Below are 15,034 nucleotides of genomic sequence, written 5' to 3'. Positions count from 1 at the left end.
CCGCGCGCTCAGCTGCCGGCGGCGCCGGCCTCCTCGGCGGTGCCGGTCTCCTCGGCGGTGCCGGTCTCCTCGGCGGTGCCGGTCTCGTCCAGGTCTTCGTGGCCGGGCACCGGGTGCAGTTCCTCCGGCGCGACGCGCTGCGGGGTGTCCGACGGCCAGGCCGCGCGCCACTCCTCGGGGCTGATCGGGTGCGGCGCGCCCGCCTCCCCCTCCAGCGCGGCGCCGGTGCGCCGCACGGCCACCTCGGACTCGACCGCGCGGACGTCGTCCATGAACGACAGCACCTCCGAACGCAGGGTGTTCTCGGCGTCCTCCTGCTCGGCCAGCGCGATCGCCAGCATGTCCGACGGGATCAGGTCGGCGGGGATGCCGGCCTGACGGGCCCGCGAGATCACCTTCTGCGCCAGCGCCAGCGCCGGCTGCCCGGTCGGCAGATCGTCCATCACCGACAGCCCCGCCGCGCCCGCCTTGGCGGCCTTGGCGGCGCGTTCGACGCTCTTGCGTTCCTCCCACTGGGCCAGCTGATCGGCCAGCGACACCTCCTGGCCGCCGAGCACCGTGGGCACCCGGTGGGCCAGCTTGCGCACCAGCGCGTCGGCGACGTCGTCGATGGTGAACGCGTGCTGGGGGGCCTCCTCGGCGATGCGGGCGTGGAAGAGCACCTGCAGCAGGACGTCGCCGAGCTCGTCGCGCAGCTCCTCGGCGTCGCCGCGGTGCACGGCGTCGAACAGCTCGTAGGTCTCCTCCAGCAGGTAGCGGCGCAGCGACTCGTGGGTCTGCTCGCTCTCCCAGGGCCCGTTGGTGCGCAGCCGGTCCATCACCGCCACCGCGTCGAGCAGCCGTTCCCCGGCCGCCGGCTCGGGCGCGGCGATCACCCGCTCACCGGCGGCGATGCGCGCCGCGACCGCCGGGTGCGCGGGATCGGAGGACACCAGCACCGGTGCGTTCTCGCCGGTGTGCACGGCCCGCGCCGACGGCAGCGACCAGGGCACCTTGACCGGCAGCTCCTCGGTGTACTGCACGTCGCCGGCGAGCAGCTCGAGGGCCTCGACGGGCACCAGCGTGGGCCGGCGGGGATCGAGCAGGATCACCGTCATCGTCCGTCCCCTTCACGCTCGCCCGCGGGCCCCCCGGGCACAGCCGTTATATCAACTTCACCCTGCGGTTTCCCGTCTAGCGCCAAAATCAGGTCGGCAACCATCTGGACCAGCTCCAGGTCGCGGATGCGCGGCGCCCCGATTCCGCTGCCGGCCCGCGGGATGGGCACCTGCACCGTCGACGTGGTGGCCCGGTACTGGCCGCCGGGATAGACCCGTTTGAGCCGCAGCTGCGCGGAGTCGGGCAGCGTCAGCGGCGTCAGCCGCAGCGTGGAGGGCTGGCCCGCCGACCCCGTCGCCGACACCTCGGTGACGCCGTAGCGGCGGCACAGCAGCCGCAGCCGTGCCACCGCGACCAGGCGCCGCGCCGGTTCGGGCAGCTCGCCGTAGCGGTCGGTCAGCTCCTCGACGACGGCACCGACCTCGTCCTCGTCGGCGGCCGAGGCCAGCCGGCGGTAGCCCTCCAGGCGCAGCCGGTCGCTGCCGATGTAGTCCGGGGGCAGGTGGGCGTCGACCGGCAGGTCGATGCGGACCTCCTTGGGCTCCTCGGCCCCGGCGACGGTCTGCCCGTCGGCGGCGGCCCGGTACGCCTCGACGGCCTCGCCCACCAGCCGCACATACAGGTCGAAACCCACCCCGGCGACGTGGCCGGACTGTTCGACCCCCAGCACGTTGCCGGCGCCGCGGATCTCCAGGTCCTTCATCGCCACCGCCATGCCGGCGCCGAGCTCGTTGTTCTGGGCGATGGTCGCCAGCCGGTCGTAGGCGGTCTCGGTCAGCGGCAGCTCCGGCGGGTACAGGAAGTAGGCGTAGCCGCGTTCGCGGCTGCGTCCCACCCGGCCGCGCAGCTGGTGCAGCTGGGAGAGCCCGAAGGTGTCGGCGCGCTCGACGATCAGGGTGTTGGCGTTGGAGATGTCCAGCCCGGTCTCCACGATGGTGGTGCACACCAGGATGTCGAATTCGCGGTTCCAGAACCCCTCGACGGTGCGTTCGAGCTGCTCCTCGGGCATCTGCCCGTGCGCGACGACCACGCGGGCCTCCGGGACCAGCTCGCGGACCCGCGCGGCGGCCTGGTCGATGGAGCGCACCCGGTTGTGGATGTAGAACGCCTGTCCGTCGCGCAGCAGCTCGCGGCGCAGCGCGGCCGCGACCTGTTTGTCGTCGTGCGGGCCGACGTAGGTCAGCACCGGGTAGCGCTCCTCGGGCGGGGTCAGGATGGTCGACATCTCCCGGATGCCGGCCAGGCTCATCTCCAGGGTCCGCGGAATGGGGGTCGCGCTCATGGTCAGCACGTCGACGTGGGTGCGCAGGCTCTTGATGTGCTCCTTGTGCTCCACCCCGAAGCGCTGCTCCTCGTCGACGATCACCAGCCCGAGGTCCTTGTAACGCACCCCGGTCTGCAGCAGCCGGTGGGTACCGATCACCACGTCGACGCTGCCGTCGGCCAATCCTTCGATGACCGAACGGGATTCGGCCGGGTCGGTGAACCGCGACAGTCCCTTGACGGTGACCGGGAAGCCGGCCATGCGTTCGGTGAAGGTCTGCAGGTGCTGGTCGGCCAGCAGTGTGGTGGGCACCAGCACCGAGACCTGCTTGCCGTCCTGCACCGCCTTGAACGCGGCGCGCACCGCGATCTCGGTCTTGCCGTAGCCGACGTCGCCGCAGATCACCCGGTCCATCGGAACCGGCTTCTGCATATCGGATTTCACCTCGGCGATGGCGGTCATCTGATCGACGGTCTCGGTGAACCCGAAGGCGTCCTCCATCTCGGCCTGCCACGGGGTGTCCGGGCCGAAGGCGTAGCCCGGCGCGGCCTGGCGTTTGGCGTAGAGCGCCACCAGCTCGGTGGCGATCTCCCGGACGGCCTTGCGCGCCTTGGTCTTCGTGTTGGTCCAGTCGCTGCCGCCCAACCGGCTCAGGCTGGGCGCCTGACCGCCCACGTAGCGGGAGAGCTGGTCCAGGGAGTCCATCGGCACGTAGAGCCGGTCGGCCCCGCCGCCCCGCTTGGACGACGCGTATTCCAGCACCAGGTACTCGCGGCGGGCGCCGCCGACGGTGCGCTCGGTCATCTCGACGAACTTGCCGATCCCGTGCTGGTCGTGCACCACCAGGTCGCCGGCGGTCAGCGCGAGCGGGTCGACGGTGTTGCGCCGCTTGGCCGCCAACCGTTTTCCCTCGGAGGCGGTCACCCGGTTGCCGGTCAGGTCGGTCTCGGTGATCAGCACCAGGTTGGCGCCCGGCACCACCAGGCCCAGCTGCAGCGGACCCTTGAGCACGCCCACCACCCCGGCCTTGGGCGCCGCTCCGGACTCCAGCATCTGCGCGGGGATGTCCGCCTCGGCCAGCTGTTCGACCACGCGACGCGCCGTCCCGGTGCCCGGCGCCACCACGGCCGCGAACCCGCCGGTGGCGACGTGGGCGCGCAGCATCGCGAAGATCCCGGAGATGCTCTCCGCCGACCCCCGCGCCGACGGGGCCGCCCGCACGTCGAGCTCGATCGCGGACTCGTCGGGCAGCTGGCTCAGCGTCCACCAGGGATGCCCGGCGGCGCGGGCCGACTCGCGCACCTCGGCCAGCCCCCGGAATCCCGACCCGCCGAGCTGCTCGACGTCGATGGGGGCGTCACCGCCGACCGCGGCCACCGACCAGGACGCCTCCAGGAACTCCTGGCCGGTCTTGATCAGGTCGGCGGCGCGGGTGCGGACCTTCTCCGGGTCGCACACCAGCACCGGGGTGCCCGCCGCGAGCTGGTCGGTGAGCAGGGTCAGATCGTCGGGCTGCAGCACCGGCAGCAGGGCCTCCATCCCGTCGACTGGAATGCCCTCGGCCAGCCTGGCCAGCATATCCCCGACGGTGCCGACCACGGTGTTGTCCCCGCCGCTGCGCCCCGCCGCCAGCGCGGCCGCGCGACCCCGGACGTCCTCGGTCAGCAGCAGCTCCCGGCAGGGCACCGCGACCACCGCGTCGACCGGCACCTCCGGGATGGAGCGCTGGTCGGCCACCGAGAACATCCGCATCTCGGAGACCTCGTCGCCCCAGAACTCGACGCGCACCGGATGCTCGGCGGTCGGCGGGAACAAATCCAGGATGCCCCCGCGCACGGCGAACTCGCCGCGCTTGCCCACCATGTCCACCCGGGTGTAGGCCAGCTCCACCAGCCGGGCGATGGTCTCCTCGAAGCCGGTTTCGGCCCCGACGGCCAGGGTCACCGGGTCGGCGTTGACCGCGGCGGCCGGGCCGCCGGCCATCGGCTGCAGCAGCGAGCGCGCCGTGGTGACCACCACCCGCAGCGGCGGCCCCAGGCGGGCGTCGTCGGGGTGGGCCAGCCGGCGCAGCAGCATCAGCCGCGCGCCGACGGTGTCCACCCCGGGGGACAGCCGTTCGTGCGGCAGGGTCTCCCAGGACGGGAACATCGCGGCCGCCTCGCCGAACACCCCGCGCAGCTCGGCCGTCAGGTCGTCGGCCTCGCGGCCGGTGGCGGTGACCACCAGCAGCGGGGTCTGCCGGGCCAGCGCCGCGGCGGCGAACACCTTGGCGTTGACCGGCGCGACCAGGCGCAGATCCTCGGGCCGGCCGGCGGCACGCTCGGCCAGGTCGGTGAATGTCGGCGCGCTCAGCGCCATCTCGACGAGACCCGCTATCGGGGTCTGGGCATGGAGGTACCCCGGTGCGGTCATGATGACGTCCAGTCTAGAGGGCGGGCCGAAGACAGCTGCGCCCCGGCGGATTCGGCGCTACTCGTCCTGCAGGTGCGGGTCGGCCTCCAGGTGCTTCAACCCGTTCCACATCAGGTTCACCAGGTGCGCGGCCACCACTTCCTTCTTCGGCTCGCGGACGTCGAGCCACCACTGCGCGGTCATGGACACCGACCCGACCAGCGCCTGGGCGTAGAGCGGGGCCAGGTCGGGATCCAGACCGCGGCGCGCGAAGTCCCCGGCCAGAATCGAGGCGACCTGCGAGACCGCGTCGTTGAGCAGGCTCGAATAGGTGCCGGAGCTGATCGAGGCCGGCGAGTCGCGGATCATGATCCGGAACCCGTCGGTGCGCTCCTCCACGTAGGTCAGCAGCGCCAGCGCCACCCGCTCCACGCGAACCCGGGAGCGGTTGTTGGTCAGCGAGGACGTGATCTTGTCCAGCAGCGCCGACATCTCCCGGTCCACCACCACGGCGTAGAGGCCCTCCTTGCCGCCGAAGTGCTCGTAGACGACCGGCTTGGAGACGTTGGCGCGCTGCGCGATCTCCTCGATGGAGGTGGCCTCGTAGCCACGCTCGGCGAACAGCGACCGCGCGATGTCGATGAGCTGGTGCCGTCGCTCGGTGCCGGTCATCCTGGCTCGCGGCGCACGCACTTCCTTGTCCGGAGCTGCCACGGGATGCAGCCTATCGGGACCCGATAGACTCCGGGCGGCGTCAGTCCGTCGTGGTGTAATCGGCAGCACCTCTGATTTTGGTTCAGATAGTTCAGGTTCGAGTCCTGGCGACGGAGCTCACGGAGCTCACGGGGCTCACAGGGCTCACGGGCTCACGGGGCTCACAGGGCCCGGGGGTGGGCCGGCGGCCGGTCAGGCTCCCGCGGACGGGTCCACGGCGTGGCCCCGCAGCACGGCGGCCAGCTCGGCCGGCCACCCTTCGGCGCGGTAGCGCAGCGGAATGACGTCGGGCACCGGGCGCAGCCCCACGATGTCGGTGACCACCTGGAACGGAACCACGAATCCGTCGGCTTCCCCGGGCCCGGTGAACCGGACGTAGTCGGCCTCGGGCAGATCCACCGGCGCGCCCTGCGGCCAGTCGGTGCAGGTGCACAGGCCGCGCGCGGTGTCGACCAGCTGCAACGCGGCCGCCCGCGCCTGCGGCGCCTGCCGCAACCGTGCGGTCTGGAACTCGTACTCGGCGGCGGCCAGCAGCGAACGCGCCCGCAGCGCCAGCACCCGCGCCGGATGCGGTCCGGCCTGGTCCAGCGGCACGATCAGCCCGTCGGCGACGGTGTAGCCCTGCGGCGACACCGGGCAGCGGGCCGCGCGGTAGGCCAGCTCGGCGGTCTCGAAGAGCGCACCGACCAGCTCCGGGTCGTCGGTGCCGACCAGGATCGAGTCGTCGCCCGGGAAGAACGCCAGCGGCCGGGCCCCCGCCGCGCCGCCGGTGTCGGGGACGAAGCCGGCCAGCCAGCCGGGCACCAGGACCGCCGAATCGCAGTAGCTGCGGCCGTCCCCGGCCATCTGGAAGAACTGCTGGTCCTGTCGCTCGGCGGGGTGCAGCAGCGCGACGTTGTGCCGCGCCTGGGCGAACATCTGCTCGCCGGTGACCCCCCACTTGCCGGTGTCGCGCTCGGTGACCAGGAACGCGGCCTCGGGCAGGTCGAGCACCGCCGCCTCGTGCACGAACGGCCAGACCGGGCGGATCCAGGGCCGGTTGGTCTCGGCGGCCGCGGCGCCGGTGAGGCTGGCCGGGCGCAGCACCGAGCGCAGGCGCTCGCTGACCTGCGGCCAGGTGTCCGGGGTGGGCCGCAGATAGGGCGGCAGCCGCTCGGCCAACGCGGTCGGCCAGTCGCCCACCGGAACGGCCGCGAGGTCGCGGTAGAGCCGGTCGGCCAGCAGCACCCGGGTGTCGTCGGCGAACTTCACCACGAACGGCATCGGCTCGAAGCGGGCGTCGGCGAACCCGTGGTCGGCCAGGGCGGCCAGCAGGAGGCCGGCGAACGCGGAGATCGAGTCGGCCCCTCCGGTACCCGCCCCGGCGTCCTGGCCTCCGATCCCCACACGCGCATGCTATGCGACGAGCGTCCACGAGCGTCCACGAGCGTCCACGAGCGTCCGGCGCGCGGTCCCGCCGTGGTTTTGCCGCGGACGTGCAGGAGATGACAGGCTGAAAGTGGTGCCGCCGCGGGCTGCGGCGCCCGCACGGAGAAGAGAGGTCCATGACCGAACACGGCGACTCCGCGGTCCTTGTCCTGGCGGCCGGTGCCGGCACCCGTATGCGCTCGGACACTCCGAAGGTGCTGCACCCGCTGGGCGGGCGCAGCATGCTCTCCCACACCCTGCACGCGGTCACCGGGCTCGAGCCCGCCCACCTGGTGGTGGTGCTGGGCAGTTACCGCGACCAGATCACCCCCGCGGTCACGCAGCTGGCCGCCGAGCTGCACCGGCCGGTGCAGACCGCGATCCAGGAGGAACAGCACGGCACCGGGCACGCGGTGCTGTGCGGGCTGTCGGCCCTGCCGGCCGACTTCGCCGGGGTGGTCGTCGTCACCGCCGGCGACGTCCCGCTGCTGGACACCGCGACGCTGTCGTCCCTGGTGAGCACCCACACCGCGGCCGGCGCCGGGGTCACCATGCTGACCACGACCCTGCCCGACCCGACCGGTTACGGACGGATCCTGCGCACCCAGGACGGCGAGGTCATCGCGATCGTCGAGCAGGCCGACGCCACCGAGTCCCAGCGGGCCATCACCGAGGTCAACGCCGCGGTCTACGCCTTCGACATCGCGGTGCTGCGCTCGGCGCTGAACCAGCTCAGCTCGGACAACGCCCAGCACGAGTTGTACCTCACCGACGTGATCGCCATCGCCCGCAACGACGGCCACACCGTGCACGCCGAACACGTCGACGACAGCGCGCTGGTCGCCGGGGTCAACGACCGCGTGCAGCTGGCCGACCTGAGCGCCGAACTGAACCGGCGGATCGTCGCCGCACACCAGCGCGCCGGGGTGACCGTGATGGACCCGGCCACCACCTGGATCGACGTCGACGTGACGGTCGGGCGCGACACCGTGATCCACCCGGGCACCCAACTGCTCGGCGGGACACGGGTCGGCGCGCGCTGCACCGTGGGCCCCGACACCACACTGCGCGACGTCGTCGTCGGCGACACCGCCTCGGTGGTGCGCACGCACGGCACGTCGGCGGTCATCGGCGCCGGGGCCGACGTCGGTCCGTTCACCTACCTGCGCCCGGGCACGCAGCTGGGCGCCGAGGGCAAACTCGGCGCCTTCGTCGAGACCAAGAACGCGGTGATCGGCACCGGCACCAAGGTGCCGCACCTGACCTATGTCGGCGACGCCGACATCGGCGAGTACAGCAACATCGGGGCCTCCAGCGTGTTCGTCAACTACGACGGGGAGTCCAAGAGCCGCACCACCGTCGGTTCCCACGTGCGCACCGGCTCCGACACGATGTTCGTGGCCCCCCTGACCGTCGGCGACGGCGCCTACACCGGCGCGGGCACCGTGCTGCGCGAGGACGTCCCGCCCGGCGCGCTGGCGGTCTCGGCGGGCGCCCAGCGCAACATCGAGGGCTGGGTGGAACGCAAGCGGCCCCACAGTGCTGCGGCCGCTGCGGCCGCTGCCGCGCGCGCGGCCCGCGACGAACGGCCCGACACCCCCGGCGACCAGCGGTGAACGCCGCCACGGTCCCCCGGCGTTGGCATTCTGGTAACCCGGCCACGACGTGGCCGCAACGCTACGTACCATTGCCCCGTATCGATCCCCGAGCGGCGAGGACGCAACAGTGAGCACCGACTGGTCCGACAACCGTAAGAACCTGATGCTCTTCTCGGGTCGGGCCCATCCCGAACTGGCCGAGCAGGTCGCCAAGGAACTCGACGTCCACGTCACCGCGCAGACCGCGCGGGATTTCGCCAACGGCGAGATCTTCGTGCGCTTCGACGAGTCGGTCCGCGGCTGCGACGCCTTCGTGCTGCAGAGCCACCCCTACCCACTCAACACGTGGCTGATGGAACAGCTGCTCATGATCGACGCGCTCAAGCGCGGCAGCGCCAAGCGCATCACCGCGATCCTGCCGTTCTACCCGTACGCCCGCCAGGACAAGAAGCACCGCGGCCGCGAACCCATCTCGGCGCGGCTGGTCGCCGACCTGTTCAAGACCGCCGGCGCCGACCGCATCGTGTCGGTGGACCTGCACACCGACCAGATCCAGGGCTTCTTCGACGGTCCCGTCGACCACATGCGAGGCCAGTCGCTGCTGAGCAACTACATTCGCGACAACTACGCCGGCCACGACATGGTGGTGGTCTCACCGGATTCCGGGCGCGTGCGGGTCGCCGAGAAATGGGCCGACTCCCTCGGCGGGGTGCCGCTGGCGTTCATCCACAAGACCCGGGACCCGCGGGTGCCCAACCAGGTGAAGTCCAACCGGGTCGTCGGTGACGTCACCGGCAAGACCTGCATTTTGATCGACGACATGATCGACACCGGCGGCACCATCGCCGGCGCGGTCAAGCTGCTGCACGAGGACGGCGCCGGCGACGTCGTCATCGCCGCCACCCACGGGGTGCTCTCGTCCCCGGCCCGCGACCGGTTGTCCGAAAGCGGAGCCCGCGAGGTGATCGTCACCAACACCCTGCCGATCGGCGAGGACAAGCAGTTCCCGCAGCTGACCGTGCTGTCGATCGCGCCGCTGCTGGCCAGCACCATCCGCGCGGTGTTCGAGAACGGTTCGGTCACCGGCCTTTTCGACGGATCGGCCTGAGATGCCGGCGAAGTCGGAGCAGACGGCCACCATCTACCACAACCCGCGGTGCAGCACGTCGCGCAAGACGCTGGAGCTGCTGCGCGACAACGGGATCGAACCGACGGTGATCCAGTACCTCAAGACCCCACCCAGCCGCGCCGAGCTGGCCGCGATGATCGCCGACGCCGGCATCGACGTGCGCACCGCGGTGCGCAAACGCGAGTCCCTGTACGGCGAACTGAACCTGGCCGACGCCTCCGACGACGAACTGCTCGACGCGATGGCGGCCAACCCGATCCTGATCGAGCGCCCGTTCGTGGTGACCGGCAAAGGGACCCGGCTGGCGCGCCCGATCGACGCCGTCCGCGAGATTCTGTGACGGCTGGCCGCCGGTGCGCGGCGGCCGTGGCACTGGCCACGGCGGTGACGGTCACCGCCTGCGGCGGCCAGACCCCCGACTACCAGTCGATCTGGAGCACCACCCCCTCGACGCCCGAACCGGCGCCGTCGAGCGCCGCCGCGCAACCGGTGCCGTTCTCGCAGTACCTCGAACAGCTCGGCGTGCAGGGCGAACCGGTGCCGGCGACCGGACTGAAGGACCTGACCGTCACGGTGCCGCGGCCCCGGGGCTGGAGCACCTACACCAATCCCAACCTCTCGCCGCAGACCGAGGCGATCGCCAAGAACAACGACTACCCGACGGCGATGGTGCTGGTGTTCCGGCTGCACGGCGGTTTCGACGTCGCCGAGGCGATCCGACACGCCACCGCCGACGCGCTGCTCTCCCCGGGCTTCACCAAGCTCAACGAGTCCTTCGACGACTTCGACGGATTCCCGTCGGCGATGATCGAGGGCAGCTACAACGTGGTGGACCGCCGGCTGCACTCCTACAACCGCATCGTGATCCCGGTGACGCCCGCCCCGGCGTTCCAGCGCTACCTGGTCCAGTTCACCGTCACCAGCCGCGCCGACCAGGCGGTGGCGCAGTCCGACGACATCCAGCGGATCATCGACGGGTTCTCCGTCGCGGTGCACTGAACCCTGCTGATTCCCGCGCCCAGGCTGCATCTTCGGACACGTTCCCCCAGGTCGGGGTGTCACAACCTGCAGTCTCGGCGCGGCTAGTGTGAGGGCATGTGGACCGCAGCCGACCTGCCCTCCTTCGCCGCCCGCACGGTGATCGTCACCGGCGCCAACAGCGGCCTGGGTGAGATCACCGCCGCCGAACTGGCGCGCGCCGGGGCCACCGTGATCCTGGCGGTGCGCAACACCGCCAAGGGCGAGCGGGCCGCGGCGGGAATGTCCGGCGACGTGTCGGTACGGCGCCTGGATCTGCAGGACCTGGGCTCGGTGCGGGAGTTCGCCGAGAGCATCGACACACCGGTGGACGTGCTGGTCAACAACGCCGGGGTGATGGCCGTCCCCTACGCGCTGACCGCCGACGGTTTCGAGAGCCAGATGGGCACCAACCACCTGGGCCATTTCGCGCTGACGAACCTGCTGCTGCCCAGGATCACCGAGCGGGTGGTCACGGTGTCCTCGTTCATGCACCACATGGGCCGCATCAACCTCGCCGACCTGAACTGGAAGGCCCGCCCGTACTCGGCGTGGCTGGCCTACGGGCAGTCCAAGCTGGCCAACCTGCTGTTCACCAGCGAACTGCAGCGCCGGCTGACCCGGGCCGGTTCACCGGTGCGGGCCCTGGCCGCCCACCCCGGCTATTCGGCGACCGACCTGCAGCACCACACCGGCAGCAGGGCCACCGACGCGCTGATGACGGTGGGCAACAAGCTGGCCACCGACGCCGCCTTCGGGGCCCGCCAGACCCTCTACGCCGTGGCCGCCGACCTGCCCGGGGACACCTTCGTCGGCCCGCGCTACGCGATGGCCGGGCCCACCGCCGTGGTGGGACGCAGCCGCCGCGCCCGCAACGCCGACACCGCCGCCGCGCTGTGGGAGCTGTCCGAGCAGCTCACGGGGGCCGGCTTCGGGTCCGCGATTTCCTGATGAGGGACCGGGTGCGCTACCCTGATCCCGCGTCACGGCGAGGGTGGTCCGACCACCGTTATCGACGGGGACTGTGAATTCTCTTCGCGGTTCGCCCGCATCGGCTCCTCTCCGCCGTGCCCCGGATACTACCCAGGCATAACAGGAGCGATACACATGTCCGCTGGCAAGCAGATTTCCCGTGACCTGCAGGTTTCGGTGCGCACCGAGACCGGTAAGGGTGCCTCGCGGCGCGCCCGGCGCGAGGGCCTGGTGCCCGCCGTGCTCTACGGCCACGGCACCGATCCCCGCCACCTGCTGCTGCCCGGCCACGACTACGCGGCCGTGCTGCGCAACGCCGGCACCAACGCGGTGCTGGTGCTCGACATCGAGGGCACCGAGCAGCTGGCGCTGACCAAGGCGCTGGAGATCCACCCGATCAAGCGCAACATCCAGCACGCCGACCTGATCGTGGTGCGCCGCGGCGAGAAGGTGATCGTCGAGGTCAACGTCGAGCTGGAGGGTGACGCCGCCCCGGGGACGCTGGTCACCCAGGACGCGACCGCCATCGAGATCGAGGCCGAGGCCATGTCGATTCCCGAGCGGTTCACCGTGTCCATCGAGGGCACCGAGCCCGGCACCCAGGTGACCGCCGGCCAGATCGAGCTGCCCGAGGGCGTCACGCTGGTCTCCGATCCCGAGCTGCTGGTGGTCAACATCGTCGAGGCACCGTCGGGCGAGGAGTTGGAGGCCGAGGGCAGTGGCGCGGAAGCCGGCGCGGAGCCCGCGGCAGCCGAGGGCGGCGAGTCCGAGACCGACTCCGAGTAGGCGGCACTGGTTGTGGCCGAACCGCTGTTGGTGGTCGGCCTGGGCAACCCCGGACCGAACTACGCCAAGACACGGCACAACGTCGGCTTCATGGTGGCCGACCTGCTGGCCGGCCGCATCGGCGGAAACTTCAAGGTGCACAAGAAGTCCGGCGCCGAGGTGGTGACGGGCTGGCTGGGCGGCAGGTCGGTGGTGCTGGCCAAGCCCCGGGTGTACATGAACGAGTCCGGCCGGCAGGTGGGCCCGTTGGCCAAGTTCTACTCGGTGGCCCCGGCCGACGTCGTCGTCATCCACGACGAGCTCGACATCGAGTTCGGGCGGATCCGGCTCAAGCTCGGTGGCGGCGAGGGCGGCCACAACGGCCTGCGGTCGGTGGCTGCGGCGCTGGGCACCAAGGACTTTCAGCGGGTGCGCATCGGCATCGGGCGCCCGCCGGGCCGCAAGGACCCGGCGGCCTACGTGCTGGAGAACTTCTCGGCGGCCGAGCGCACCGAGGTGCCCACCATCTGCGAGCAGGCCGCCGACGCCGCCGAGTTGCTCGTGCAGGTCGGGTTGGAGCCCGCGCAGAACACCGTGCACGCCTGGACGTGACGGCCCGTGCGGCTACAGGGAGATCGCGTCGATCTTGGCCGCGAGATACTCCCCCGCGACCACCGGCTCCAATCGGTCCGACACGGCCACGGGTTTGGCGAGCGGAACCACCCTGGCCTCGGGCGAGAGGTCGTGGAAGTAGATCAGTGAGATCAGTTCCTCGTCGGGGGCCGACACCGGAGGAGCCAGCACGCGGTGCCGGCCGGAGCGCCACCGGTGACCGGTCCAGTACGCGAGGATGTCGCCGATGTTGACGGTGAGCGCCGTGGGGTCGAACGGAGCGTCCTCCCACCCGGCTTCGTCGGTGTACACCTGCAGCCCACCGGCGCCGGGCTCGCGGTCGAGGATCGTCACCGTTCCGAAATCGGTGTGCGGCCCGATCCGGAACTGCCCGGCCTGCGCCGGGCCGGTGACCGTCAGTGGCGGATAGTGATTGATGTTCGAGGACCACATTGCGTTGTGCGCCAGGGCGGTCAGAGCGTCCGGGCGCTGGCCCAGAGCCACCGCGCACAGCGTGAGCAGTTCGTGGGTCAGCCGTTCCATGTAGACGAGGTAGATCTCGTAGAGCCCTCGCAGTTCAGGTATCTCCACCGGCCAGATGTTGGGATTGAACCACCGCCGGTCGACGTCGTGATCCCCGGTGGGAGTCTGGGCCTGAAACCCCAGGGTCTCCTTCATGTCCGGCGGGGTCGCCGTGCCCTCGGAGTAGCCGTTGGCTTCCAGGCCCGGACCCAGCCAGCCCGGCAGTCCGGGCTGGGTCGACGCGTACTGCTGCTTGACCTCGCCGGGTAGCCGGAAGAAGTATCTGGCGGCCTGGCGGACCCGCGCGGGTAGTTCCGGGTTGATGCCGTGCCCGGTGACCAGAAGGAAACCCGCCCTGCGAAGTCCGTCGTCGACAAGACGGCAGACCTCGTCGGCGGCGGCCCCGCCGGCACGCCACTGCCGCAGGTCGACGGTTGCGATCGTAGCCATGGTGAGTGTCCTTTCCCGCGCTTGCGCGGTCAGCGGGTGGTGGTCAGGCGGCGCGCCTCGACCGCCCCCGTGTTCGGTTTTCCGCCACGGGAACCCGCGAGCTTGGCGGCCAGATGGTCTTCGACGGTGATGGGTGCGTACCGGGGCGGATTGGACCGGTCGGTGCAGTTGGGCAGACACGAGATCAGCGCGTCGTGCCTGCCGTCGTGAAAGAAGGCTGCCGACCTGCGACGAATGAGGTTGCCGTCGGCGTCGCGGGGGGCGACCACCCGGTGCATGGTGGATGTCCAGCGGTCGTTGGTCCATCGCGCCAGCAGGTCCCCGAGGTTGACCAGCAACGCACCGTCCGCGGGTCGCACGTCGCACCACGCCCCGTCCGGTCCCAGCAGCTGCAGCCCGGGCACGTCGTCCGCCCACAGCACCGTGACGATTCCGTAGTCGGTGTGGGCACCCATTCCCAGCTGGCCGTCCTGAAGCTCGGCCTCGCCCGCCGGGACGGCGTAGTTGTTGAGGCGCAGAACGTCGATGCTGTGGTCCTGGACCTGTGCGAAGTGGTCGGCGGGCAGATCCAGCGCGAGGGCGAACACGCCGGTGATCCGCCGCGCCACCGCCGCCGCGGCGTCGAACCAGCCCGACACGGCACGCCGGAACCCGTCGACCTCGGTGGGCCAGATGTTGGCCGGATAGTGGCGTTCGGGGAGGTTGGCACCGGGATGGTCCCCGGATTGTGCGCCGACGTTGAACGCCTCGAACAGATCGGCCGCCGAGAGCACGCCCAGGCTGAGGCTGAGCCGTTCGGCCCTGGTCGGGGTGTATCCGCGGTTGATCGACGGGTCGGTGCGGTACTTCGCCTTGACCGATCCCGGCAGTGCGAAGAACCCGTCCATCGCCCGGGTCAATTGGTCGATCGCGGAGTGGGGCACGCCGTGCCCGACGACCTGCATGAAGCCGACTTGGGACGCCGCCCGGTCCACGGCCTCGACGAGCCGACGGCGGTCGCCGGGTGTCGCTGTCTGGGCCAGGTCGATGATCGGTACGTCGATGCCGCGCGAGGTTGCCATGCTGACTTCGGTCCTTTCTCTTGGGCGTTCGGTG

General features: G+C 71.2%; 13 protein-coding genes and 1 tRNA gene. 8 read left to right on the top strand and 6 right to left on the bottom strand.

Annotation, left to right across the window (positions count from 1 at the left end):
- Positions 1–8: 8 nt before the first annotated feature.
- Genes CSR00_RS16465 through CSR00_RS16455 form a run of 3 tightly spaced genes read right to left on the bottom strand, consistent with a single transcriptional unit; the run spans position 9 to position 5,425 of the window.
- Positions 9–1,097 (bottom strand): nucleoside triphosphate pyrophosphohydrolase, encoded by a 1,089-nt coding sequence (locus CSR00_RS16465; RefSeq protein WP_099023493.1) that lies wholly within the window; start codon positions 1,095–1,097, stop codon positions 9–11.
- Entirely contained in the window at positions 1,094–4,774 is a 3,681-nt protein-coding gene (mfd, locus tag CSR00_RS16460) for a transcription-repair coupling factor (RefSeq protein ID WP_099023492.1), read from the bottom strand. Before mfd ends, CSR00_RS16465 begins: the two co-directional genes overlap by 4 nt.
- Before the next feature lie 57 nt (positions 4,775–4,831).
- Positions 4,832–5,425 (bottom strand): TetR/AcrR family transcriptional regulator, encoded by a 594-nt coding sequence (locus CSR00_RS16455; protein ID WP_141564379.1) that lies wholly within the window; start codon positions 5,423–5,425, stop codon positions 4,832–4,834.
- An 86-nt stretch (positions 5,426–5,511) separates the two neighbouring features.
- On the opposite strand from CSR00_RS16455, the gene CSR00_RS16450 reads away from it, so the two are divergent.
- Positions 5,512–5,583 (top strand) — tRNA-Gln (locus CSR00_RS16450).
- A 76-nt stretch (positions 5,584–5,659) separates the two neighbouring features.
- On the opposite strand, the gene CSR00_RS16445 is transcribed toward CSR00_RS16450, so the two are convergent.
- Positions 5,660–6,853: a DUF1444 domain-containing protein gene (locus CSR00_RS16445; RefSeq protein ID WP_099023490.1), complete on the bottom strand. Its 1,194-nt coding sequence runs from the start codon at positions 6,851–6,853 to the stop codon at positions 5,660–5,662.
- A gap of 158 nt (positions 6,854–7,011) precedes the next feature.
- Between CSR00_RS16445 and glmU the strand changes: the two genes are divergently transcribed.
- From glmU to pth, 7 genes are all read left to right on the top strand, one after another.
- Entirely contained in the window at positions 7,012–8,490 is a 1,479-nt protein-coding gene (glmU, locus tag CSR00_RS16440; RefSeq protein WP_099023489.1) for a bifunctional UDP-N-acetylglucosamine diphosphorylase/glucosamine-1-phosphate N-acetyltransferase GlmU, read from the top strand.
- Positions 8,491–8,599: 109 nt separating this feature from the next.
- A complete protein-coding gene (locus CSR00_RS16435; protein ID WP_099023488.1) occupies positions 8,600–9,580 on the top strand; it encodes a ribose-phosphate diphosphokinase in 981 nt (326 codons plus the stop codon).
- 1 nt (position 9,581) lies between these two features.
- Complete coding sequence (gene arsC, locus CSR00_RS16430; RefSeq protein WP_099023487.1) at positions 9,582–9,941, top strand: arsenate reductase (glutaredoxin); 360 nt, start codon at positions 9,582–9,584, stop codon at positions 9,939–9,941.
- A gap of 26 nt (positions 9,942–9,967) precedes the next feature.
- The gene (locus tag CSR00_RS16425; RefSeq protein WP_245906134.1) at positions 9,968–10,600 is read left to right on the top strand and encodes an LpqN/LpqT family lipoprotein; all 633 of its coding nucleotides are present in this window, start codon (positions 9,968–9,970) and stop codon (positions 10,598–10,600) included.
- A 96-nt stretch (positions 10,601–10,696) separates the two neighbouring features.
- Positions 10,697–11,569, top strand: a complete 873-nt coding sequence (locus CSR00_RS16420; RefSeq protein ID WP_099023485.1) for an oxidoreductase — start codon at positions 10,697–10,699, stop codon at positions 11,567–11,569.
- Between the two features lie 156 nt (positions 11,570–11,725).
- A complete protein-coding gene (locus tag CSR00_RS16415; protein WP_099023484.1) occupies positions 11,726–12,376 on the top strand; it encodes a 50S ribosomal protein L25/general stress protein Ctc in 651 nt (216 codons plus the stop codon).
- A gap of 12 nt (positions 12,377–12,388) precedes the next feature.
- On the top strand, positions 12,389–12,967 hold the full coding sequence (gene pth / locus CSR00_RS16410; RefSeq protein WP_099023483.1) for an aminoacyl-tRNA hydrolase: 579 nt from the start codon (positions 12,389–12,391) through the stop codon (positions 12,965–12,967).
- A 12-nt stretch (positions 12,968–12,979) separates the two neighbouring features.
- On the opposite strand, the gene CSR00_RS16405 is transcribed toward pth, so the two are convergent.
- Together CSR00_RS16405 and CSR00_RS16400 are read right to left on the bottom strand one after the other, a co-directional pair.
- Positions 12,980–13,939: an isopenicillin N synthase family dioxygenase gene (locus CSR00_RS16405; protein ID WP_099023482.1), complete on the bottom strand. Its 960-nt coding sequence runs from the start codon at positions 13,937–13,939 to the stop codon at positions 12,980–12,982.
- A 29-nt stretch (positions 13,940–13,968) separates the two neighbouring features.
- Entirely contained in the window at positions 13,969–15,000 is a 1,032-nt protein-coding gene (locus CSR00_RS16400) for an isopenicillin N synthase family dioxygenase (RefSeq protein ID WP_099023481.1), read from the bottom strand.
- Positions 15,001–15,034 lie beyond the last annotated feature (34 nt).

Source organism: Mycolicibacterium palauense, assembly GCF_002592005.1.
Taxonomy (GTDB): domain Bacteria; phylum Actinomycetota; class Actinomycetes; order Mycobacteriales; family Mycobacteriaceae; genus Mycobacterium; species Mycobacterium palauense.
The sequence above is the reverse complement of the archived record's forward strand: the minus strand, read 5'-3'. Positions and strand labels throughout refer to the sequence as shown.

Bases quoted from the DNA above. Each gene is read 5' to 3' on its own strand.
- CSR00_RS16455 (WP_141564379.1), bottom strand. From the start codon at position 5,425: ATGACCGGCACCGAGCGACGGCACCAGCTCATCGACATCGCGCGGTCG.
- mfd (WP_099023492.1), bottom strand. From the start codon at position 4,774: ATGACCGCACCGGGGTACCTCCATGCCCAGACCCCGATAGCGGGTCTC.
- CSR00_RS16415 (WP_099023484.1), top strand. From the start codon at position 11,726: ATGTCCGCTGGCAAGCAGATTTCCCGTGACCTGCAGGTTTCGGTGCGC.
- CSR00_RS16465 (WP_099023493.1), bottom strand. From the start codon at position 1,097: ATGACGGTGATCCTGCTCGATCCCCGCCGGCCCACGCTGGTGCCCGTC.
- CSR00_RS16400 (WP_099023481.1), bottom strand. From the start codon at position 15,000: ATGGCAACCTCGCGCGGCATCGACGTACCGATCATCGACCTGGCCCAG.
- CSR00_RS16405 (WP_099023482.1), bottom strand. From the start codon at position 13,939: ATGGCTACGATCGCAACCGTCGACCTGCGGCAGTGGCGTGCCGGCGGG.
- CSR00_RS16420 (WP_099023485.1), top strand. From the start codon at position 10,697: ATGTGGACCGCAGCCGACCTGCCCTCCTTCGCCGCCCGCACGGTGATC.
- glmU (WP_099023489.1), top strand. From the start codon at position 7,012: ATGACCGAACACGGCGACTCCGCGGTCCTTGTCCTGGCGGCCGGTGCC.
- arsC (WP_099023487.1), top strand. From the start codon at position 9,582: ATGCCGGCGAAGTCGGAGCAGACGGCCACCATCTACCACAACCCGCGG.